The following is a 20,156-nucleotide window of genomic DNA, read 5'->3' on the forward strand; positions in this document are numbered from 1 at the left end:
GCGGTAGAATGGCCGCATGCACGACGCCGTCACCCGCCCTACGCCCCCCTCTGATGCCACCGCCTGGCCGCGCCGCCAGACCCATGCCGTCCAGATCGGCGGGGTCACTGTAGGCGGCGGCAAGCCGGTGGTGGTGCAGTCGATGACCAACACCGACACCTCCGACGTGGCGTCCACCGCCAAGCAGGTGGCCGAGCTGTGGCGTGCCGGGTCGGAAATGGTGCGCCTGACCGTCAACACGGTTGAAGCGGCCGCGGCCATTCCGCGCATCGTCGACAAGCTGGCGATGATGGGCATCGACGTGCCGCTGATCGGCGATTTCCACTACAACGGCCACCAGCTGTTGACCGCCGAGCCGGCCTGCGCCGAAGCGCTGGCCAAATACCGTATCAACCCGGGCAATGTCGGCTTCGGCAAGAAGAAAGACCTGCAGTTCGCGCAGTTGATCGAATTCGCCGTGCGCTACAACAAGCCGGTGCGCATCGGTGCCAACTGGGGTTCGCTGGACCAGGCGCTGGCGGCGAAGCTGATGGACGAGAACAACCATCGCGAACAGCCCTGGGACGCCGGCCGCGTGCTGCGCGAAGCGTTGATCCGCTCGGCGCTGGATTCGGCCGAACAGGCGGTGGAACTGGGCCTGCCGCGCGATCGCATCGTGCTGTCGGCCAAGGTGAGCGGCGTGCAGGAACTGATCGCGGTGTACCGCGACCTGGCCCAGCGCTCGGATTTCGCCCTTCACCTGGGCCTGACCGAAGCCGGCATCGGCAGCAAGGGCATCGTGGCCTCGGCCGCGGCGCTGAGCGTGCTGCTGCAGGAAGGTATCGGTGACACCATCCGCATTTCGCTGACCCCCGAACCGGGGCAGTCGCGTACGCAGGAAGTGATCGTCGCCCAGGAACTGCTGCAGACCACCGGCCAGCGTGCCTTCACCCCGCTGGTGACCGCGTGCCCAGGCTGTGGCCGTACCACCTCCGAATTCTTCCAGGAACTGGCCAAGGTGGTGCAGAACCACGTGCGCGAGAAGATGCCGCTGTGGAAGATCCACCACCCGGGTGCGGAGAACATGACCCTGGCGGTGATGGGCTGCATCGTGAACGGCCCGGGCGAGTCGCGCCACGCCAACATCGGCATTTCCCTGCCGGGTACCGGTGAGACGCCGGCCGCGCCGGTGTTCGTCGATGGCGAGAAGAAGGTGACCCTGCGCGGCGACAACATCGCCCAGGAGTTCGTTGCCCTGATCGACGAGTACGTCGAACGTACCTATGTCCGAAGCGCAGGATAAGCCCGTCATCCTGGCCGCGCCGGAGCCGGCGTCCGGTTTCCGCCACTGGATGGCGCGCAATGCCTGGCGCCTGCTGCTGCTGTTTGCCGGCGTCCTGCTGCCGCTGGCCGGCTTCGTAGCGCTGGCCGACGAGGTGCACGAGTTCGAATCGTTCCATTTCGATGCGCCATTGCTGTGGCAGATGCACGGCCTGCATTCGCCGGCGCTGGACACGTTCTTCGTGCTGCTGTCGCGGCTGGGCTACGAATGGTTCCTGATTCCCGCCGACGTGCTGATCGTGGGCGCACTGGCCTGGCGGCGGCGCTGGCGCGAAGCGACCTTCGTGGCGGTGAGCTTCGTCGGTTCGGCGCTGCTGAACATGGGCAGCAAGCAGTTCTTCCAGCGTGACCGCCCCAGCCTGTGGGAATCGATCGCGCCGGAATCGACATTCAGCTTCCCCAGCGGCCACGCCATGGGCTCGATGACCCTGGCGATGACCTTGGTGCTGCTGGCCTGGAACACCCGCTGGCGTTGGCCGGTACTGGTGCTGGCCCCCGCGTTCAGCCTGCTGGTGAGCGTGTCCCGGGTCTATCTGGGCGTGCACTATCCCTCGGACATCCTGGCCGGATGGTGTGCCGCGCTCGTTTGGGTGGTAGGGTGCTATCTGGTCATGTTCCGTCGCCGGCATCCTTGGCGGCGTCACGGTTCGCCGCCAGCGAGGGCCAGCGAAGCGATCGCAACAGGGGATTGACGCGGTTGTCCCGTTTGGGATGCCGCGCAATGGATGTGTAGTTTCGATGTCGGGGGTTTTACGGGGCCAGGGACGGAATCGGCGCGTGAAGAATGTGATGCGCAAGGCAGAACGCCGTTTTTGCGCAGTTTCCGCGCTTGCGATGTGCCATGGCGCACGCCTAGCTTGGCCCCCGATGGCCGCATTCGAAGAGGGACGTGGATGACGATTCGAGTCTACCTGGTGGATGACCACGCGCTGGTCCGCACCGGGATGAAAATGATCCTGTCGGGGGAACCCGACATCGAGGTCGTGGGCGAAGCCGAGACCGGAGAGGACGCCCTGCGTGAGGTCCGCCAGCTGCTGCCGGACGTGGTGCTGTGCGATCTGCACCTGCCCGGTGTCAGTGGCATGGAGGTGACCGAGCGCATCGTGCGCAGCCACCGCGCCACGCGCGTGGTGATCGTATCGGTGCTGGAAGATGGGCCGCTGCCCAAGCGCCTGCTTGAGGCCGGTGCGGCCGGTTACATCGGCAAGGGCTGCGATGCGCAGGAACTGCTGCGCGCGGTGCGCGACGTGGCCGGCGGTCGCCGCTACCTGGGCACCAGCATCGCGCAGAATCTGGCGCTGTCCACGGTGGAAGGCAACGCCTCGCCGTTCGATATGCTGTCGCCGCGCGAACTGGAAGTGGCCCTGCTGCTGACCCAGGGTCTGCGCCAGGAAGACATCGCGCGGCGCCTGAGCCTGAGCGCGAAGACTGTGAACACACACAAGGCGCGCCTGTTCGAGAAGATGGGTATCCACGACAACATCGCGCTGGCGCGCATGGCCAGCCAGTACGGGCTGGTGGATCCGGCACGGCCGCTGTAGGTCGGTCGCGCTTGAAAGCTGGGGTCAGAGCCCGTTCCGATGGAACGGGATCCGACCCCGGGGTCGGATCCCTTTCCCGGCGGGAAAGGGCTCTGACCCCGTAGTTCTTCAGTGGCCGCGGACGCGCTTGACGATCTTCGCGGCCTGGGCGGCGCTTTCGCGCACCTTGTCCCACTGGCCGTCGGCGATCCAGTTGCCCGGCACCATCCACGAACCACCGATGCAGACCACGTTCTTCTGCTCCAGGTATTCGGCGGCGGTGTTTTCGGTGATGCCACCGGTGGGGCACAGCTTCAGGTCAGCCACCGGCCCAGCCAGGCCCTTGATCATCGCCAGGCCACCCACGGCCGTGGCCGGGAACAGCTTGCAGACGCGGAAGCCGCGCGCGTAGAGCGACAGCAGCTCGGTGGGCGTGGCCGCACCCGGCACCACCGGCAGCGGCGCCGCCGCCAGCGCATCGGCCAGCACCGGCGGCGTACCCGGAGTGACCAGGAAATCAGCCCCGGCATCGATGGCCTGCTGCATCTGCTCCACGGTCAGCACCGTACCGGCACCGACCACCACATCGGGCAGTTCGCGCTTGAGCATGGCCAGCGCTTCCATCGCCACCGGCGTACGCAGGGTCAACTCGATGGCCGGCAGCCCGCCCTCCAGCAGCGCCGCACTGACCGCCCGCGCCTGCTCCAGCGTATGAATCGTCACCACCGGCAGAATACCCGCCGCCCGCAGCATCTCCGCCGCCTTAACCTGATGTTGCTCGATACCCATAGCTCTGCTTCTGCCTTTGCTTTCGCTCTTGTTGTGCTTTCAATGATCACTTCGCGGCGCGAGGGCGCCAGCAAACTGTCCAGAGGCGGTGGGTAGCCCCCACCAGGACCGCAGGCGCCATGGGCCCGAGGCATGCCTCGGGCGGGTTGGGCAGGACGCCCGACCCCGGTCTTGCCGTGTGCGCAGGATTGCGCACACGAGCAAGGCGCCTACGAGCCCCCATGGATGGGTTCACGGCGTGTCCTGATGGGGGCTACCCGCCGCCTCAACCAGGACACTGACCGCCAACGCGAACCCGCAACGCTCTTCAAACCCTCAGGCGTCCTTCGCCTCATGCGGTGCCGCCGCGGCCGCAGCATCGTGCCCCAGCTCGTACTCCGCGTCGTAATCCCACGGCCCACCATCAGCCGCCGCCGGCCCGCACGAAATCGAAATCGCGCCCTGGTCCGCAGGCCCGACCACCCGACGATTGATCGCAAACAGATTGCGGCCCATGTCGTTGGCCGCCGGCGCCGTATTGGGCGCCAGCGTACGCGCCGCCCATTCGGCCGCATCCACCAGCACTTCCAGCGTGCCGGCCTCACCGTCCAGACGGATCATATCGCCCTCGCGTACCTTGCCCAGCGGACCCCCGCGCGCCGCTTCCGGCGTCACGTGGATGGCCGCCGGAATCTTGCCCGACGCACCCGACAGACGGCCGTCGGTAACCAGCGCCACGCGCCGGCCCTGGTTCTGCAACAGGCCCAGCAACGGCGCCAGCGAATGCAGTTCCGGCATGCCGTTCGCACGCGGGCCCTGGTAACGCACCACCGCCACGAAATCCTGCGGCAGCATGCCTGCGGCGTGCAGCTTGTTCAGCACCTGCGGCGCATCGACCACCACGGCCGGGGCCTCGATGGTGCGGTACTGCGGCTTCACCGCCGACAGTTTGATCAGCGACTTGCCCAGGTTGCCGCGCAGCAGGCGCAGGCCGCCCTGACTCTCGAACGGGTTGTCCACGCCGCGCACCACCTCGTCATCGGCGCTGCGTTCCAGCCCCGGCAGGTAGACCAGTTGGCCATCGCGCAGCTGCGGCTCGCGCGCGTAGTCGGCCATGCCGCCGCGCGCCACACTGACCAGATCGCCGTGCATCAGCCCGGCCTTGATCAGTTCACCGAACACGAAGGCCGGGCCACCGGCCGCGGCGAAGCGGTTCACGTCGGCTTCGCCGTTCGGATAGACGCGTGCCAGCAGCGGAATCAGCTGCGACAGCTCGTCGAAATCGTCCCAGGTCAGCACGATGCCGGCTGCGCGGGCCACGGCGATCCAGTGGATGGTGTGGTTGGTCGAACCGCCGGTGGCCATCAGTGCGATGACCGCATTGATGATGGCGCGCTCGTCGATGATGCGGCCCAGCGGACGGAAATCGTCGCCCAGCGCGGTGATGTCCAGCGCGCGCTCGGTGGCTTCGCGGGTCAGCGCATCGCGCAGCGGCGTGCCGGGGTTCACGAACGACGCGCCGGGCAGCTGCACGCCCATCGCTTCCAGCAGCACCTGGTTGGAATTGGCGGTGCCGTAGAACGTGCAGGTGCCGGCGCCGTGGTACGACGCCGATTCGGCTTCCAGCAGCTCCTCGCGGGTGGCTTCGCCGGCGGCGTAGCGCTCGCGCACTTCGGCCTTCTGCTTGTTCGGAATGCCCGGGGTCATCGGGCCGGCCGGCACGAACACCGCCGGCAGGTGGCCGAAGGCCAGCGCGCCGATCAGCAGGCCCGGCACGATCTTGTCGCACACACCAAGGTAGACGGTGGTATCGAACATGTCGTGGCTCAGGCCGATCGCGGTCGCCTGGGCGATCACATCGCGCGAGAACAGCGACAGTTCCATGCCGCCGCGGCCCTGGGTGACGCCGTCACACATGGCCGGCACGGCACCGGCCACCTGCGCGGTCGCGCCCAGTTCGCGGGCGATCTGGCGGATCTGCTCGGGGTAGGTCTCGAACGGCTGGTGCGCCGACAACATGTCGTTGTACGCGGTGATGATGCCCAGGTTGGCGGTGACGCCGCCGCGCAGGCGACTCTTGTCCGTGCCGCCACAGGCGGCGAAGCCGTGGGCAAGGTTGCCGCAGCTAAGGCGGCTGCGGAACGGGCCGTCACGCAGCGAGGCGTCGATCGCGGCCAGGTAGGCGGCGCGGGACGCGGCGCTGCGGCGGATGACACGCTCGGTGATGGCTTGCAGTTGCGGATGGAGGCTCATTGGCTACCGGCATTCAAGGTGGCGAGTGACAGGCGGCACCGCGGTGCCGCCGCCGACATCAATCAGCCCAGTGGACGCGCAGGCGCGCGCCGTCCAGGTTGATCGCAGAAAGGATCGGGTACAGCTGCGGGTCGTTGCTGTCCAAAGCCTGGCGCAGCACCTGCAGCTTCTGCTTGCCGCGCAGCAGCAGCAGGCGCTGGCGGCACTGGCCCAGCCCGCGCGGGGTCAGGGTGATGCGCAGCGGCCACTGGTTCGAGCCTGGGCAGCCGGTGGCATCCAGCGCCGCGTAGGGCAGGGTGCTTTCCAGGGCGCGGGTCAGATCCTTCGAACCCGGGAACAGCGACGCGGTATGGCCGTCGTTGCCCATGCCCAGGGCCACCACGCTCGGCGCTTGGCTGTGCTGGGCCTGCAGGTTGGCGGTGTACACGCATTCGGGCAGCGGCTTGCCCACCCGCACCAGCGGGTCGAAGTGCGCGCCTTCGGCACGCTTGAGCAGGTGCTCGCGCACCAGCCAGGCATTGCTGTCGCGATCCTGCGGCGACAGCCAGCGCTCATCGGCCAGGCTCACTTCCACCCGGTCCCAATGCACGTCCAGTTCGGCCAGCGCCTGGTACACCGGCGCCGGCGTGGTGCCGCCGGACAGCAGGATGCGGGCACGGCCCACGTCGTTGATGTCATGATTGATGGCCTGGGCCATCTCGGCGGCCACCGTTTCGATCCAGGCGTCGGCATCGGCGTGCTGGACGAAATCAATGCGGTCGTCGTGGAAGATCGGGCTCATGCAGCAACTCCAGGGGCATCGCGTTCGGCGTCGGCGGCGTAGGCGGCAGCGCCCAGCAGGCCGGGGCAGGGGTGCATGATCGCCAGCGACGGCACCCGGCCCATGATGGAAGAGAACCGGCCCTTGTGTTCGAAGCGCTGGCGGAAACCGGAATGCTGCAGCGAATCGAGCATCTTCGGCACCAGGCCGCCGGTCAGGAACACGCCGTCCCAGGCGCCCTGCACCAGCACCAGATCGCCGGCAATGGCGCCGAACACCGCGCAGAACACATCCACCGTGCGCATCGCCTGCGGGTCGCCCAAGGCGGCGCGCGCGGTGACATCGGCCGGTTGCAGCTGGCCCGGATCGAAGCCGGCTATTTCGCACACGGCGCGGTGGATGTTGACCAGGCCCGGGCCGCAGATCAGGCGTTCGTTGGAAACGCGGCCGAACTGTTCGGACAGGATCTCCAAGATGCGGATCTCCTCGGGCGTGCCCGGCGGGAAGCTGACATGGCCGCCTTCGGTTTCCAGCGGGTAGCTGCGGCCGTGGCGCACCAGCAGGCCGCCCACGCCCAGCCCGGTGCCCGGGCCGATGACACCGTAGTTGCGCGGCTGGCCCGGTGCGGCCGGGGTCCATTGCGCGCCGCCGATCTGCACCACGTCATGCGGCTGCAGCAGCGCTACGGCCATGGCCTGCGCGGCGAAATCGTTGATCAGGTGCAGTTCGTCGAAGCCGAGCATGGCCGCGGTGCGGCTGCGCGAGATCACCCACGGGTGGTTGGTGATGCGGGCTTCGTCGCCGTCCACGCGGCCGGCCACGGCGAACACGCCGCGGCGGGCGCTGGCGCCGGCCTGTTCCAGGTAATGGCGCGCGGCATCGCCCAGCGACGGGAACTCGGCCACCGCGTATTCGCGGATGCTGTCCTTCAGCAGCGGCGCGTCCTGCGAGGTGTCGGCCAGGGCGAAGCGGGCGTTGGTGCCGCCGATATCGGCCACCAGCACCGGCTGGCTGGGGGCACTCATGCCGACGCTCCGCTGTCGGGAGCATCCACGCCCTGCGGCAGGAACTCGGTTGCGCTGCTCGGGCCCCACTGGCCGGCCGGGTAGGGTTCCAGCGGCAGCTTGGCGTCCTTCCATGCGTCGGCCACGCTGTCGATCCAGGCCCAGGCGGCGCGTACTTCGTCATCGCGCACGAACAGGGTGTGGTTGCCATTGAAGGCATCCAGGAACAGGCGTTCGTAGGCGATGCGACGGTGCAGGCCGGTCGGCACCGACAGTTCCAGTTCCAGCGGATGCAGTTCCAGCGCGCCCCATTCCGGGCCGGCCAGGCTGCTCATCAGGCCCAGTTCGATGTTTTCCTGCGGCTGCAGCTGGAACACCAGGCGGTTCGGCGCGGCCTGCGCACGCTGCGGGCGCTCGAACAGCCAATGGGTGACCGGCTTCAGCGTGACCACCACGCGGGTGGTGCGCTCGGGCAGGCGCTTGCCGGTAACCAGGTGGAAGGGCACGCCGCTCCAGCGCCAGTTGTCGATGTGCGCGGTGACACCGGCGAAGGTTTCCACGTCGCTGCCTTCCGGCGGCTGGTAGGCCTGGGCCGGCTGGCCGTTGATGCTGCCGGCGGTGTAGCGGCCGCGGATGCTGTCACGCGCGGCGTGCTTGGCATCCAGCGGGCGCAGGGCGCGCAGCACCTTCACCTTTTCGTCGCGGATGCGGTCGGCTTCCAGCGAAGCCGGCGGTTCCATCGCCACCATGCACAGCAGCTGCAGGATGTGGCTCTGCACCATGTCACGCAGCGCGCCGGAGCGGGCGTAGTAGGCGTCGCGGCCGTCCACGCCTTCGCTTTCGGCCACCAGGATGTGCACCGATTCGATGTAGTTGCGGTTCCACACTGCTTCCAGCAGCGTGTTGCCGAAGCGCAGGGCGATCAGGTTCTGCACCGCGGCCTTGCCCAGGTAGTGGTCCAGGCGGAACACGCGGTCTTCGTCGATCCACTGGCCGATGGTGCTGATGATCTCTTCGGCGCTTTCGCTGTCGCTGCCGATCGGCTTTTCCAGCATCAGGCGTGCCGGCGATGCCAGTGCGCCGCCCTTGGCCAGGCCTTCGCAGGTGGAGATGTACAGGCCCGGCGGAATGGCCAGGTAGCTCACGCAGCGGCGGTGCACCAGGTCGGACACGGCGGCGGCCACCGAGTCCACGTCGCGCAGGTCCACCGAGCGGTAGTCGATGCGGCGCAGCAGGCCGGCGATGTCGTCCTGGCTGGCCATGGGCATGGCCTGCTGCAGGCGCGGGCGCAGGATGTCATGGAAGGCTTCGGTGTCGTGGCCGGACAGGGCCAGCGCACGGATGCGGAAATCCTCCGGCAGCAGGCCGTCGCCGAGCAGGCGCAGCAGCGAAGGGAACAGGTAGCGCTGGGCCAGATCACCTGTGGCACCAAACAGGAAGAGGGTGTCGTGCATCGCTCGAGTTTCAGATCCGGGTGACATCGTTGTCAATCGCTTCATGGCTGGGTTCAGGGGACATCCGCGCTACTGTCTGTCCGAGGTTCGCTGGGGGCGGTTTTCCGGGCGTCCGGGCAACCGTTCCATTCGAAACCACCGCAACGGCCCGCTTTCGGTTGGCCGCTGTTGCAGGTCGGTGCGCGCCGACCATCGGATAGTGCCACGTGAAAACGTTTACATGGCAGAATGGGCAACTGTATTCGATTGCAGTGCTCGCCGTCATGCGGCGACCGCGCAATCATCACTGCCATCGGGAGGGCCGAAGGCAGTCCCCAATGACAGCCCGGCACCGGGCGGACTGGATAGAGTGATATGGCAAAAGTGCAGTTGCAGGGTGTGCGCAAGGTCTACGACAACGGCCAGGTTGCAGTGAAGGACGCCACGTTCGAGGTGGCCGACGGCGAGCTGATGGTGCTGGTCGGGCCGTCCGGCTGCGGCAAGTCGACGCTGCTGCGGATGGTGGCGGGCCTGGAGGAAATCAGCGGCGGCACGCTCACCATTGGTGACCGGGTGGTCAATGACGTGGCGCCGAAGGATCGCGACATCGCGATGGTGTTCCAGAGCTACGCGCTGTACCCGCACATGACCGTGGCCGAGAATCTGGCCTTCGGCCTGAAGCTGCGCGGCCATGACAAGGCGACCATCGACAAGCGCATCGCCGAGGCGGCGCAGACGCTGGGCCTGACCGAGATGATGGACAAGCTGCCCAAGGCGATGTCCGGTGGCCAGCGCCAGCGCGTGGCCCTGGGTCGCGCCCTGGTGCGCGAGCCGGCGGTGTTCCTGCTGGACGAACCGCTGTCCAACCTGGACGCCAAGCTGCGGCACAGCGTGCGTACCGAAATCGCGCAGCTGCATCGCAAGCTGGGCACCACCATGATCTACGTGACCCACGACCAGGTGGAAGCGATGACCCTGGGCCAGCGCATCGTGGTGCTCAAGGACGGCATCATCCAGCAGATCGACACGCCGATGGCGCTGTACGACCGCCCGGCCAACCTGTTCGTGGCCGGCTTCCTGGGCAGCCCGGCAATGAACGTGCTGCGCGGCACGCTGCAGGGCGACGCCGGTGGCGTAAGCGTGGTGGACGGTGCCTGGCGCGCGCCGCTGGGCCAGGCCACCATCGATCCGGCGTGGCTGCAGAAGTCGATCGCCGTGGGCGTGCGTCCGGAGCATCTGCAGCCGGCGGTCCCCGATGATGCGCATGCGTTCACCGCGCGCATCGAGGGCATCGAGCCGGTTGGCAACGAGATCTTCGTGAACCTGAGCAGTGGCCAGCATGCGCTGACCATGCGCGTGGCGCCGCAGGCGCTGCCGGCGGTGGGCGAGGAGATCCGCGTGGCAATCCACCCGCAGGGGCTGCACTTCTTCAGCGCAGAAACCGGCGAACGCCTGTAAGCATGCTTGGTCGGCGTGCGGACCAAGGTCCGCACCTACCAGAGCAGGGCCGCCGTAGATCCACGCCATGCGTGGATGAGGCGAGGCCCGGTAGATCCACGCCATGCGCGGATGAAGCGAGGCCCGGTAGATCCACGCCATGCGTGGATGGGATGCCAGCAGAAGCAGTGCGGACCAAGGTCCGCACCCACCAGTTCAGGTCCGCGCCTACGGGCTGGGCTCAGCGCGCCAGGCCGTCCAGCAGTGGCACGCGCTGCGCGGCCACGCCGCCGACCTGCAGTTCGCCATCGCTGGTTTCCAGCGGCAGCACCGCCAGGGCAAGGTCTGCGGCCACGCTGGCCAGGGTGCCCAGCGCCGCGCCGTCCTGCTGCACCGTGTCACCGGCCTGCGCCGGTGCGGCGGTGTGCAGCAGCTGCACCGCGCGCTTGGCCTTGCCCAGGAAATGGGTGCGGGCCACGATTTCCTGGCCCGGATAGCAGCCCTTCTTCACGCTGTACCCGTTCAGGCGGTCCAGCCCCAGTTGCTGCGGCGTCCACACCTCGCGCTGGCTGGCATCCAGGCGCGGCAGGCCGAAGCGCAGATCGGCCTGGCGCCAGGCCAGGGCGAAGGTGTCTGCGGCGGCATCGGCTTCCGTGGCCGCTGCATCGGGCGCGCCGATACGCAGGGTGCGCGGCAGCGCATCACTGCCCAGGTCCAGTTCCCAGTCCGCGCCTTCAGCCAGGGCAATCGCCGCGCCGCTGGCGGCCTCGGGCGCAGTGAAGGCGCCGGTCACCGCCAGATCCGCGCGCACCTGCACCTTCACCTTGCGCCGGAACACGAAGCGTTGCAGTTGCGACGCAATCGCATCGGCGTCGCCGTCGGCCAGCACCAGCATCACGTGATCTTCGGCCAGCCGCAGCAGCTGGAACACCGCCAGGGTGCGGCCTTTGGCGCTCAGCCAGGCGCTCCAGTGCCAGTGCAGCAGGGGCAGGGCGGTCACGTCGCTGCTGAACTGGGCGTGGGCGAACGCGGCCGCATCGGCACCCTGCAGTGTCACCAGCTGGTGGCCCGGAAGGTGTGGATATGCGACGAAAGCAGGGGGCAGGTTGTCAGGCACGTGAACGAGGTCTAAAATTTGTGCGTTGCGAGACCGAACATGATAGGCCAAACAACCCCCACTCCCGACGCCGAAACTGAAGCCCCGCTGGTCCCCGCGGCACCTGTGCCTGTGGAGCCGGAAAAGGTGGAAGAGGAATTCGGCGGCCGCGGCGGACTTGATCCGGTGCGGTACGGCGATTGGGAGAAAAACGGACGCTGCATCGATTTCTGATCAGCATTGAGCCAACGCGGCCGTGTGCCGCCCAGCCGAGACAACGAGCCCAGCGAATGGCGACCAGACAACGCCCACTTTCCCCGCACCTTCAGGTGTATCGCTGGCAGATTCAGATGGCCACCTCGATCCTGCATCGAGCCACTGGCGTCTTTCTGTCTGTTGGTGCCCTCATCATCGCCGCGGGCCTTCTGGCCCTGATGATGGGGCCCGAATCCTGGAACTGCTACACCGGCCATGCCGGGGCCTGGTATGGCCGCGTGTTCCTGTTCGCGTGGACATGGTCGTTCGCCTACCACCTGTGCAATGGCATCCGCCACATCGTGCAGGACTTCGCCATTGGTTTCAGCATTCCTGCCTTCGTTCGCAGCAGCTGGATCTCGGTCTTCGGCAGCCTGGTGATCACCGCGCTGGTGTGGGCCTACGTGCTGCTGGGAGGTGCCGCATGAACAAGCCGAACAAGTTCCGTACCCCGCTGAAGACCGTGCGCGGCCTGGGTTCGGCCAAGACCGGTACCGAACACTTCGTGCACCAGCGCCTGACCGCAGCCGCCCTGGTGGTGCTGGGCGTGTGGTTCCTGGTGTTCGTGGTGCGCCTGGCCGGTGCCGACTACGTGACCGCCACCGCCGCCATCGCCAAGCCGTGGAACGCGGTGCCGCTGATCGGCCTGCTCATCGCCATGTTCTGGCACGCCCAGCTGGGCCTGCAGGTGGTGCTGGAAGATTACATCCACGAATCGCTGCTGGCCCTGGTGCTGCAGACCTTCGTGAAGTTCGTGGCCGTGCTCGGCATGATCGTCAGCGTGTTTGCGGTGGGCCGCATCGCCCTCGGCGTCGCCTGAGCCCAGGCACAAGACAGGAATCCAGATTAGATGTCCGCTTACAAGATTACTGAACACAAGTACGACATGGTCGTGGTGGGCGCCGGCGGCGCCGGCCTGCGCGCCACGTTCGGCCTGGCCGCCAAGGGCCTGCAGACCGTGTGTCTGACCAAGGTGTTCCCGACCCGTTCGCACACCGTCGCCGCGCAGGGTGGTATTTCCGCCGCGCTGGCCAACATGGGCGAAGACGATTGGCGCTACCACTTCTTCGACACCATCAAGGGGTCGGACTGGCTGGGCGACCAGGACGCCATCGAATACATGTGCCGCGAGGCCATTCCGGCCATCATCGAGCTGGAACACTACGGCGTGCCGTTCAGCCGTACCGCCGAAGGCAAGATCTACCAGCGTCCGTTCGGTGGCATGACCACCAAGTACGGTGAAGGCCCGGCGGCGCAGCGTACCTGCGCGGCGGCCGACCGTACCGGCCACGCCATGCTGCACACCCTGTACCAGCAGTCGCTGAAGCACGATGCACGCTTCATGATCGAGTACTTCGCACTCGACCTGATCTTCGATGACGAAGGCGTGTGCCGTGGCGTGCTGGCCCTGGACATGTCCGACGGCACGCTGCACCTGTTCCGCGCCCAGGGCGTGGTGCTGGCCACCGGCGGCTACGGCCGTGCGTACTTCAGCGCCACCTCGGCGCACACCTGCACCGGCGACGGTGGCGGCCTGGCCATGCGTGCCGGCATCGCCATGCAGGACATGGAGTTCGTGCAGTTCCACCCGACCGGCATCTACGGTGCCGGCTGCCTGATCACCGAGGGTGTCCGCGGTGAAGGCGGCATCCTGCGCAACAGCTCGGGCGAGCGCTTCATGGAACGCTACGCACCGCACTACAAGGATCTGGCCTCGCGCGACGTGGTCAGCCGTTCGATGACCATCGAAATCCGCGAAGGCCGCGGCGTCGGCGAGCACAAGGATCACATCCTGCTCGACCTGACCCACCTGGGCCCGGGCGTGATCGACGAGAAGCTGCCGGGTATCGCCGAAAGCGCCCGCATCTTCGCCGGCGTGGACGTGCACAAGCAGCCGATCCCGGTCATCCCGACCGTGCACTACAACATGGGCGGCATTCCGACCAACTTCCACGGTGAAGTGGTGCGCAAGGTCGGCGACAACCCCGATTCGGTGGTGCCGGGCCTGTACGCGATCGGCGAAGCCGCCTGCGTGTCGGTGCACGGTGCCAACCGCCTGGGCTCGAACTCGCTGCTGGATCTGGTCGTGTTCGGTCGCGCCGTGGCCAACCGCTGCGCCGAGACCATCAAGCCGGGCGCTGCGCACAAGCCGCTGCCGGCCGACGCCTGCGACAAGGCACTGGGCCTGCTGGACAAGCTGCGCCACGCCAATGGTGATACGCCGACCTCGGTCATCCGTGACCGCATGCAGCGCACCATGCAGGCCGACGCCGCGGTGTTCCGCACCAGCGAAAGCCTGAAGGAAGGCTGCGAGAAGATGGCCAAGGTGTTCGATTCGTTCCAGGACGTGAAGGTTTCCGACCGTTCGCTGGTCTGGAACTCGGACCTGATCGAGACGTACGAACTGAACAACCTGCTGCTGAACGCGGTGGCGACGATCAATTCGGCCGAACAGCGCAAGGAAAGCCGCGGCGCGCATGCGCACGAGGACTATCCCGATCGCGACGACGTCAATTGGCAGAAGCACACCCTGGTCAGCGTGGACGAGAAGGGCAAGTGCAGCTTCGATTACCGCCCGGTGCACATGTACACGTTGACCGACGACGTGTCCGTGGTGCCGCCGAAGCCGCGCGTGTACTGATCCGACCCCGCCTACCATGCAATCCGCGCCCACGGGCGCGGGCCGCCTGAGCCAACGAGAGCAGCCATGGCCGAGTTTTCACTCCCCAAGAATTCCAAGATCACGAAGGGCCAGCACTTCCCCGCCAAGACCGGCGGCAAGAACGTGCGCACCTTCAAGATCTACCGCTGGAGTCCGGACGACGACAGCAATCCGCGCACCGACACCTATGAGATCGATCTGGACGCCTGCGGCCCGATGGTCCTGGACGCGCTGATCAAGATCAAGAACGAGATCGATCCGACCCTGACCTTCCGCCGCTCCTGCCGCGAAGGTATCTGCGGTTCGTGCGCGATGAACATCGACGGCACCAACACCCTGGCCTGCACCCGCGCCATCGCGGACTGCGGCAAGAAGGAAGTGCCGATCTACCCGCTGCCGCACATGAACGTGGTGAAGGATCTGGTTCCGGATCTGACCCACTTCTACGCGCAGTACGCCTCGATCAAGCCGTGGATCCGCACCCAGACCCCGGCACCGCCGGACCGTGAGCGCCTGCAGTCGCCGGAAGACCGCAAGAAGCTGGACGGCCTGTACGAGTGCATCCTGTGCGCCTGCTGCTCGACCAGCTGCCCCAGCTACTGGTGGAACGGTGAGCGTTACCTGGGCCCGGCGATCCTGCTGCAGGCCTACCGCTGGATCATCGACTCGCGCGATGAAGACACCGGTGCGCGCCTGGACGATCTGGAAGATCCGTTCAAGCTGTACCGCTGCCACACCATCATGAACTGCGCCCGCACCTGCCCGAAGGGCCTGAACCCGGCGCTGGCGATTGCCGAGATCAAGAAGCTGATGATGGAACGCCGCGCCTGATACAGGCTGGCGGTACCCGGTAGAGCCACGCCATGCGTGGCTGTGCCCCCCAGTAGAGCCACGCCATGCGTGGCTTTGCTGTATCTGGAGAAACACGATGGAAGAAGACGTCCTGCTGAAGAAGCTGCGCTGGCGCTGCCGCCGCGGCATGCGCGAACTGGACCAGCTGTTCGAGCGCTACCTGGACCGCGAATGGGGCACTGCGCCGACCGAAGAGCGCGAGGTTTTCCTGTTCCTGCTCGAGTGCGAGGACGATAAGTTGTGGCGCTGGTTCATGGGCTACGAGGCCTGCCCGCATGCCCACGCCATTCCGCTCATGCAGAAGATCCTCGCCCTCAAGGCTTGAGTGGCGCCCCTCGCGCCTGCAGGGCGCAGCGCAGCTGGCGGTGCTGATCGCCGCTCCCTGGCTGCTGCAGGTGTCGGCACTGCCGCCGGCGCTGTACTGGCCGGTGCTGGCAGCGGTGTGGGCGGTGGGCCTGGCCGAACTGGGCTGGCGCCTGTACCGGCCGCGGCGCGTGCTGCTGCTGCCTTCGCTGCCGGCGCCGTTGCAGGTGGCCGGGCAGGACATCGAAAGCCCGCGGCTGCTGTCCCGCGGCCCCTGGCTGCTGCTGCGCTGGCGGCAGCGGGGCCGGCGCCGGCACCTGCTGTTCTGGCCGGACGTGCTGGATCGCGCACAGCGACGTGAACTGCGACTGGCCGTGGCAGCACGAGCGGTTTCCAGTCGGCCCCGGTCGGTGGCACCATAAGCTGAATTGACCGGCGTGCCTGCATGTTCAAACCCATCCCCGTGGCCATCGGCCTGCGCTACCTGCGCGCCAAGCGCCGCAACGGCTTCATCTCCTTCATCTCGATGGCATCGATCCTGGGCATTGCGCTCGGCGTTACGGTGCTGATCACCACCCTGGCGGTCATGAGCGGTTTCCAGAAGGAAATCCGCAGCCGCCTGCTGCAGATGACCGCCCACACCACCATCAGCCGTGACGGCGAACCGATGCCCGACTGGATGCGGGTGGTGGACGTGGCCAGCAAGGACCCGCGCGTGGCCGGCGCCGCGCCGTACATCGAGATCCAGTCGATGATCAGCGGCCCGCGCGTGCAGGGTGCCATCGTGCAGGGCATCGACCCGGCGCTGGAACCGAAGGTGTCGGTGATCGACCAGAAGGTGGTCAAGGGCAGCTACGACAGCCTCAAGCCGGGCAGCTTCAACCTGCTGCTGGGCAAGGAGCTGGCCATCTGGCTGGGCGTGGACGTGGGCGACCAGGTGCTGGTCACCTTCGCCGAAGTGCAGGGCACGCCCGCCGGTGCGGTGCCGCGCATGAAACGCTTCACGGTCAGCGGCATCTTCGAGGCCGGCTACAACGAAGTGGACCGCGGCGTCGGCTTTGCCAACATGCAGGATCTGCAGCGCGTGCTGCGCAGTGACGGCGCCACCGGCGTGCGCCTGAAGCTGCACGACATGGACCGTTCGCTGGAAGTGGGCGTGGACCTGGCGCAGAACCTGGGCGGGGCGTACCGGGTCAGCGACTGGACCCAGCAGAACGCCAACCTGTACCACTCGCTGCGCATGGAAAAAGTGGTGATGGGCATCCTGCTGTCGCTGATCATCGCCATGGGCGCGTTCAACCTGGTGTCCTCGCAGGTGATGCTGGTGACTGACAAGCAGGCCGACATCGCGATCCTGCGCACGCTCGGCCTGACGCCGGGCGGGGTGATGCAGGTGTTCATGGTGCAGGGCTCGCTGATCGGCATCTTCGGCACCCTGGCCGGCCTGATCGGCGGCATCACCCTGACCCTGAACCTGGAACGCATCCTGGGCGCGATCGAATCGGTGTTCAACGTGAAGCTGCTGCCGGAAGACGTGTACTACATCACCGGCCTGCCCACCGACATGCAGACCGGCGACATCGTGGCGATCACCCTGATCGCGCTGCTGATGAGTTTCCTGGCCACCCTGTACCCCGCCTGGCGGGCCGCACGCACCCAGCCGGCCGAGGCCCTGCGCTATGAATAAGATCGTCAACCGCGGCGATGAAGTGATCCGTGCCGAGGCGCTGGGCAAGACCTACGCCGAAGGCCGCATGCAGACCCCGGTGTTCGATGGCCTGGACCTGCGGGTGAACGCCGGCGAGACCGTGGCGATCATCGGTGCTTCCGGCGCCGGCAAGAGCACCCTGCTGCACCTGCTGGGCGGACTGGACGTGCCCAGCGCCGGCGAGGTGTACGTGACCGGCCAGCGCATGTCGGCGCTGTCGGACACCGCCCGTGGCCTGCTGCGCAACCAGGCGCTGGGCTTCGTCTACCAGTTCCACCACCTGCTGCCCGAATTCACTGCGCTGGAAAACGTGATGATGCCGGTGATGCTGGCCGGCACCGCCGTGGCCGAAGCAAGCTCGCGCGCCACCACGCTGCTGGAGGCCGTTGGCCTGGGCCATCGCCTGGACCACAAGCCGGGCGAGCTGTCCGGTGGCGAGCGCCAGCGTGCGGCGGTCGCACGCGCACTGGTGAACCACCCGGCCTGCGTGCTGGGTGACGAACCGACCGGCAATCTGGATGACCGCACGGCGGCGACGGTGTTCGAGCTGATGCTGGAACTGAACCGCGCGCGCCATACCAGCCTGGTGCTGGTGACCCACGACCGCAGCCTGGCCCGGCGCCTGGACCGGGTGCTGGAGCTGCGCGAAGGGCGGCTGCACGCGCTGGCGCACGCCGAGGTTTGAGTGGTGTGTGCGTTGCGCCCACCAAGGTGGGCGCCTACCGGGGCGGGGTGTGCCCACCAAGGTGGGCACCTACCAATGCAGCGTGCGGGCGGGGCTCGCCGACCAGCGGCTGAATCGGGCAGCTGATCGTCGCGCCGGCGTTGCCCGGCGGGGCGCATGATGTGCGCACTTCCCCGAGGAGATGCCGATGAAGACCCCCGTGTTGCTGGCTGGGCTGTGCCTGGCCCTGGCCGCCTGTGCCACCACCGGTCGGCTGAGCAGTGCCGAGCGCCTGGATCTCTATCGCGCCCACGCTGGCGCGCCGCAGAAGGACATGCAGTTCTTCGGCACGCTCAATGGCTGGACCGAACTGGGTGACAGTGCGCTGGCGGTCTGGACCAAGCCCAGCGAGGCCTATCTGCTGGAACTGACCGGGCCCTGCCCGGATCTGTCCTTTGCCCCGGCCATTGGCCTGACCAGCCACATGGGCCGGGTCAGCGCGCCGTTCGACAAGGTGCTGGTGCGCGATCCCACCGGTGGCCCGCGCATGCCGTGCTTCATCAAGACCATCCGCAAGCTGGACGTGAAGGCACTGCGTGCGGAGGAAAAGGAAATGCGCCAGGCGCAGGTGCAGGAGCGCGAAGAACCCGCGAAATAACCGGTAGCGCCGGGCCATGCCCGGCGGAACGCGGCTCAGGCTTCGGGAGTGAACCCGGCCGGCTTTTCGGCGTCCTTCTCGAACAGGAACTTCACCAGTTCCGCCTCCAGCATCGCGCGATGCTCCGGCTTGCGCGGCGACAGCCGGTTTTCATTGATCAGCATGGTCTGGTGCGCCAGCCATGCCGTCCACGCCGGTTTGCCGATGTGGTTGAACACGCGCTGGCCCAGCTCACCGGGGTAGGGCACGAAGTCCAGGCCCTCGGCATCGCGTTGTTCGTACTGGCAGAAGATGGTTCGGGGCATGGTGGTTACTCGTGGTTGCGGGATTTCGGGGTCTTTCGTTTCGGCGCCTTGGGGCTGGCGCCATCCAGCAGCTTGCGGATCGGTGCCGGCAGGCCCAGCGCGGGCAGTTCTTCGGCGGCCACCCAGCGCAGCGTGGGCTCTTCCACGCGCAGGCCGCGCACCTGTCGCGACAATACCTGCAGGTGCAGCTTGTAGTGGCTGAAGGTGTGCTGCAGCAGCGGCAGTTCTTCGGCATCTTCCAGCGAACCGTCGACGTTGGCGTCGAACCAGTCCTGTAGCGCGCTGCCGGCGTCGGCCTGCGGAAGGGTCCACAGCTGGGCCCAGATGCCGGTGTCCGGCCGCTTCTGCAGCAGCACGCGCTGGCGCGCATCGCGCAGCAGCAGGGCCACCGCTTCGCGCTCGGGCAGGGTCTTGCTGGGCTTGGCGGTGGGCAGTTCGGCGGTGCGACCCTCGCGTCGGGCCACGCAGTCGTCGTGCAGCGGGCAGATCACGCAGGCAGGTTTGGCCCGGCTGCAGACCGTCGCGCCCAGATCCATCTGCGCTTGGGTGTAATCGGCCATGCGGCCTGCGGGCACGTGGCGGACATGATCCTCGGCCAGCTCCCACAACTGCTTCTCGATGGCCGGCAGGCCGGGAAAGCCTTCAATGCCATGGTAACGGCTGAGGACGCGCTTGACGTTGCCGTCGAGGATGGCGAACGGGTCGTTCCAGGCCTGGCTGAGGATCGCGCCGGCCGTGCTGCGGCCGATGCCGGGCAGGGCATGCAGCGCATCGAAATCGCGCGGCAGGTCGCCGTCATGCAGCTCCACGCAGCGCTTGGCCGCGGCGTGCAGGTTGCGCGCGCGGGCGTAGTAGCCCAGCCCGGCCCACTGCGCCATCACCGCATCGTTGCTGGCGGCGGCCAGGTCGGGCAGGGTCGGGAAGTGCTGCAGGAAGCGATGGAAGTACGGGATGACCGTGGCCACCTGGGTCTGCTGCAGCATGATTTCCGACAGCCAGACCCGGTACGGGCTGCGCGGATGCTGCCAGGGCAGGTCGTGGCGGCCGTGGGCGTCGAACCAGTGCAGCAGGCGACCGACGAAGCGATCGTGCTGGGCGGTGTCGGCGCTGGCGTGCGGCTGGCGGGGCATGTGTGTTCCGGGGGAGGCAGCCACCCGT

At 67.4% G+C, this 20,156-nt stretch carries 22 protein-coding genes; 14 read left to right on the forward strand and 8 right to left on the reverse strand.

Annotated features, from left to right (window positions below; all coding sequences use genetic code 11):
• Positions 1-16: 16 nt before the first annotated feature.
• From ispG to C1932_RS07790, 3 genes are all read left to right on the forward strand, one after another.
• The gene (gene ispG / locus C1932_RS07780) at positions 17-1,282 is read left to right on the forward strand and encodes a flavodoxin-dependent (E)-4-hydroxy-3-methylbut-2-enyl-diphosphate synthase (RefSeq protein ID WP_108752776.1); all 1,266 of its coding nucleotides are present in this window, start codon (positions 17-19) and stop codon (positions 1,280-1,282) included.
• On the forward strand, positions 1,263-2,012 hold the full coding sequence (locus tag C1932_RS07785; RefSeq protein WP_108761751.1) for a phosphatase PAP2 family protein: 750 nt from the start codon (positions 1,263-1,265) through the stop codon (positions 2,010-2,012). The genes ispG and C1932_RS07785 overlap by 20 nt, the downstream gene beginning before the upstream one ends.
• Positions 2,013-2,213: 201 nt before the next feature.
• Positions 2,214-2,861: a response regulator gene (locus C1932_RS07790; RefSeq protein ID WP_108761752.1), complete on the forward strand. Its 648-nt coding sequence runs from the start codon at positions 2,214-2,216 to the stop codon at positions 2,859-2,861.
• Between the two features lie 108 nt (positions 2,862-2,969).
• Here C1932_RS07790 and C1932_RS07795 read toward each other — a convergent pair whose 3' ends face one another.
• From C1932_RS07795 to zwf, 5 genes are all read right to left on the reverse strand, one after another.
• A complete protein-coding gene (locus C1932_RS07795; RefSeq protein ID WP_108749277.1) occupies positions 2,970-3,629 on the reverse strand; it encodes a bifunctional 4-hydroxy-2-oxoglutarate aldolase/2-dehydro-3-deoxy-phosphogluconate aldolase in 660 nt (219 codons plus the stop codon).
• Between the two features lie 315 nt (positions 3,630-3,944).
• On the reverse strand, positions 3,945-5,861 hold the full coding sequence (edd, locus tag C1932_RS07800) for a phosphogluconate dehydratase (protein ID WP_108752778.1): 1,917 nt from the start codon (positions 5,859-5,861) through the stop codon (positions 3,945-3,947).
• A gap of 58 nt (positions 5,862-5,919) precedes the next feature.
• Positions 5,920-6,642 carry a 6-phosphogluconolactonase gene (gene pgl / locus C1932_RS07805; RefSeq protein WP_108761753.1) on the reverse strand — a complete coding sequence of 241 codons (723 nt, stop codon included), beginning with the start codon at positions 6,640-6,642 and terminating at the stop codon, positions 5,920-5,922.
• The gene (gene glk, locus C1932_RS07810) at positions 6,639-7,646 is read right to left on the reverse strand and encodes a glucokinase (RefSeq protein ID WP_108761754.1); all 1,008 of its coding nucleotides are present in this window, start codon (positions 7,644-7,646) and stop codon (positions 6,639-6,641) included. The genes pgl and glk overlap by 4 nt, the downstream gene beginning before the upstream one ends.
• Entirely contained in the window at positions 7,643-9,079 is a 1,437-nt protein-coding gene (zwf, locus tag C1932_RS07815) for a glucose-6-phosphate dehydrogenase (RefSeq protein ID WP_108752781.1), read from the reverse strand. The genes glk and zwf overlap by 4 nt, the downstream gene beginning before the upstream one ends.
• A gap of 354 nt (positions 9,080-9,433) precedes the next feature.
• Here zwf and ugpC point away from each other — a divergent pair, with 354 nt between their 5' ends.
• The gene (ugpC, locus tag C1932_RS07820; RefSeq protein WP_108761755.1) at positions 9,434-10,516 is read left to right on the forward strand and encodes a sn-glycerol-3-phosphate ABC transporter ATP-binding protein UgpC; all 1,083 of its coding nucleotides are present in this window, start codon (positions 9,434-9,436) and stop codon (positions 10,514-10,516) included.
• Positions 10,517-10,736: 220 nt separating this feature from the next.
• Here the strand turns inward: ugpC and C1932_RS07825 are convergent, their stop codons facing one another.
• Positions 10,737-11,612 (reverse strand): folate-binding protein YgfZ, encoded by an 876-nt coding sequence (locus tag C1932_RS07825; RefSeq protein WP_108761756.1) that lies wholly within the window; start codon positions 11,610-11,612, stop codon positions 10,737-10,739.
• Between the two features lie 39 nt (positions 11,613-11,651).
• Here C1932_RS07825 and C1932_RS07830 point away from each other — a divergent pair, with 39 nt between their 5' ends.
• From C1932_RS07830 to C1932_RS07875, 10 genes are all read left to right on the forward strand, one after another.
• Positions 11,652-11,825: a DUF1674 domain-containing protein gene (locus C1932_RS07830; RefSeq protein WP_108752784.1), complete on the forward strand. Its 174-nt coding sequence runs from the start codon at positions 11,652-11,654 to the stop codon at positions 11,823-11,825.
• 56 nt (positions 11,826-11,881) lie between these two features.
• On the forward strand, positions 11,882-12,274 hold the full coding sequence (sdhC, locus tag C1932_RS07835; protein WP_108755925.1) for a succinate dehydrogenase, cytochrome b556 subunit: 393 nt from the start codon (positions 11,882-11,884) through the stop codon (positions 12,272-12,274).
• On the forward strand, positions 12,271-12,666 hold the full coding sequence (sdhD, locus tag C1932_RS07840; protein WP_108752786.1) for a succinate dehydrogenase, hydrophobic membrane anchor protein: 396 nt from the start codon (positions 12,271-12,273) through the stop codon (positions 12,664-12,666). The genes sdhC and sdhD overlap by 4 nt, the downstream gene beginning before the upstream one ends.
• Positions 12,667-12,696: 30 nt before the next feature.
• The gene (gene sdhA / locus C1932_RS07845) at positions 12,697-14,487 is read left to right on the forward strand and encodes a succinate dehydrogenase flavoprotein subunit (protein WP_108752787.1); all 1,791 of its coding nucleotides are present in this window, start codon (positions 12,697-12,699) and stop codon (positions 14,485-14,487) included.
• Between the two features lie 66 nt (positions 14,488-14,553).
• Positions 14,554-15,339: a succinate dehydrogenase iron-sulfur subunit gene (locus C1932_RS07850; RefSeq protein WP_108752788.1), complete on the forward strand. Its 786-nt coding sequence runs from the start codon at positions 14,554-14,556 to the stop codon at positions 15,337-15,339.
• A gap of 97 nt (positions 15,340-15,436) precedes the next feature.
• Complete coding sequence (locus C1932_RS07855; protein WP_108752789.1) at positions 15,437-15,685, forward strand: succinate dehydrogenase assembly factor 2; 249 nt, start codon at positions 15,437-15,439, stop codon at positions 15,683-15,685.
• Positions 15,636-16,085, forward strand: coding sequence for a hypothetical protein (locus C1932_RS07860; RefSeq protein ID WP_108761757.1), 450 nt, complete (start codon positions 15,636-15,638; stop codon positions 16,083-16,085). Before C1932_RS07855 ends, C1932_RS07860 begins: the two co-directional genes overlap by 50 nt.
• Positions 16,086-16,108: 23 nt before the next feature.
• A complete protein-coding gene (locus C1932_RS07865) occupies positions 16,109-17,350 on the forward strand; it encodes a lipoprotein-releasing ABC transporter permease subunit (protein WP_108752791.1) in 1,242 nt (413 codons plus the stop codon).
• Positions 17,343-18,056, forward strand: coding sequence for a lipoprotein-releasing ABC transporter ATP-binding protein LolD (lolD, locus tag C1932_RS07870; protein ID WP_108761758.1), 714 nt, complete (start codon positions 17,343-17,345; stop codon positions 18,054-18,056). Before C1932_RS07865 ends, lolD begins: the two co-directional genes overlap by 8 nt.
• Before the next feature lie 187 nt (positions 18,057-18,243).
• Positions 18,244-18,693, forward strand: coding sequence for a DUF6491 family protein (locus C1932_RS07875; protein ID WP_108761759.1), 450 nt, complete (start codon positions 18,244-18,246; stop codon positions 18,691-18,693).
• A 35-nt stretch (positions 18,694-18,728) separates the two neighbouring features.
• Here C1932_RS07875 and C1932_RS07880 read toward each other — a convergent pair whose 3' ends face one another.
• Together C1932_RS07880 and mutY are read right to left on the reverse strand one after the other, a co-directional pair.
• Complete coding sequence (locus tag C1932_RS07880) at positions 18,729-18,998, reverse strand: oxidative damage protection protein (protein ID WP_108752794.1); 270 nt, start codon at positions 18,996-18,998, stop codon at positions 18,729-18,731.
• 5 nt (positions 18,999-19,003) lie between these two features.
• Positions 19,004-20,128, reverse strand: coding sequence for an A/G-specific adenine glycosylase (mutY, locus tag C1932_RS07885; protein ID WP_108761760.1), 1,125 nt, complete (start codon positions 20,126-20,128; stop codon positions 19,004-19,006).
• Positions 20,129-20,156 lie beyond the last annotated feature (28 nt).

This window comes from Stenotrophomonas sp. YAU14D1_LEIMI4_1, from assembly GCF_003086815.1.
Taxonomy (GTDB): Bacteria; Pseudomonadota; Gammaproteobacteria; order Xanthomonadales; family Xanthomonadaceae; genus Stenotrophomonas.

Excerpts from the sequence above, each read along its gene's own strand:
- ispG (WP_108752776.1), top strand. The coding sequence starts at position 17 with ATGCACGACGCCGTCACCCGCCCTACGCCCCCCTCTGATGCCACCGCC.
- C1932_RS07785 (WP_108761751.1), top strand. The coding sequence starts at position 1,263 with ATGTCCGAAGCGCAGGATAAGCCCGTCATCCTGGCCGCGCCGGAGCCG.
- C1932_RS07790 (WP_108761752.1), top strand. The coding sequence starts at position 2,214 with ATGACGATTCGAGTCTACCTGGTGGATGACCACGCGCTGGTCCGCACC.
- C1932_RS07795 (WP_108749277.1), bottom strand. The coding sequence starts at position 3,629 with ATGGGTATCGAGCAACATCAGGTTAAGGCGGCGGAGATGCTGCGGGCG.
- edd (WP_108752778.1), bottom strand. The coding sequence starts at position 5,861 with ATGAGCCTCCATCCGCAACTGCAAGCCATCACCGAGCGTGTCATCCGC.
- pgl (WP_108761753.1), bottom strand. The coding sequence starts at position 6,642 with ATGAGCCCGATCTTCCACGACGACCGCATTGATTTCGTCCAGCACGCC.
- glk (WP_108761754.1), bottom strand. The coding sequence starts at position 7,646 with ATGAGTGCCCCCAGCCAGCCGGTGCTGGTGGCCGATATCGGCGGCACC.
- zwf (WP_108752781.1), bottom strand. The coding sequence starts at position 9,079 with ATGCACGACACCCTCTTCCTGTTTGGTGCCACAGGTGATCTGGCCCAG.
- ugpC (WP_108761755.1), top strand. The coding sequence starts at position 9,434 with ATGGCAAAAGTGCAGTTGCAGGGTGTGCGCAAGGTCTACGACAACGGC.
- C1932_RS07830 (WP_108752784.1), top strand. The coding sequence starts at position 11,652 with ATGATAGGCCAAACAACCCCCACTCCCGACGCCGAAACTGAAGCCCCG.
- sdhC (WP_108755925.1), top strand. The coding sequence starts at position 11,882 with ATGGCGACCAGACAACGCCCACTTTCCCCGCACCTTCAGGTGTATCGC.
- sdhD (WP_108752786.1), top strand. The coding sequence starts at position 12,271 with ATGAACAAGCCGAACAAGTTCCGTACCCCGCTGAAGACCGTGCGCGGC.
- sdhA (WP_108752787.1), top strand. The coding sequence starts at position 12,697 with ATGTCCGCTTACAAGATTACTGAACACAAGTACGACATGGTCGTGGTG.
- C1932_RS07850 (WP_108752788.1), top strand. The coding sequence starts at position 14,554 with ATGGCCGAGTTTTCACTCCCCAAGAATTCCAAGATCACGAAGGGCCAG.
- C1932_RS07855 (WP_108752789.1), top strand. The coding sequence starts at position 15,437 with ATGGAAGAAGACGTCCTGCTGAAGAAGCTGCGCTGGCGCTGCCGCCGC.
- C1932_RS07860 (WP_108761757.1), top strand. The coding sequence starts at position 15,636 with ATGCCCACGCCATTCCGCTCATGCAGAAGATCCTCGCCCTCAAGGCTT.
- C1932_RS07865 (WP_108752791.1), top strand. The coding sequence starts at position 16,109 with ATGTTCAAACCCATCCCCGTGGCCATCGGCCTGCGCTACCTGCGCGCC.
- lolD (WP_108761758.1), top strand. The coding sequence starts at position 17,343 with ATGAATAAGATCGTCAACCGCGGCGATGAAGTGATCCGTGCCGAGGCG.
- C1932_RS07875 (WP_108761759.1), top strand. The coding sequence starts at position 18,244 with ATGAAGACCCCCGTGTTGCTGGCTGGGCTGTGCCTGGCCCTGGCCGCC.
- C1932_RS07880 (WP_108752794.1), bottom strand. The coding sequence starts at position 18,998 with ATGCCCCGAACCATCTTCTGCCAGTACGAACAACGCGATGCCGAGGGC.
- mutY (WP_108761760.1), bottom strand. The coding sequence starts at position 20,128 with ATGCCCCGCCAGCCGCACGCCAGCGCCGACACCGCCCAGCACGATCGC.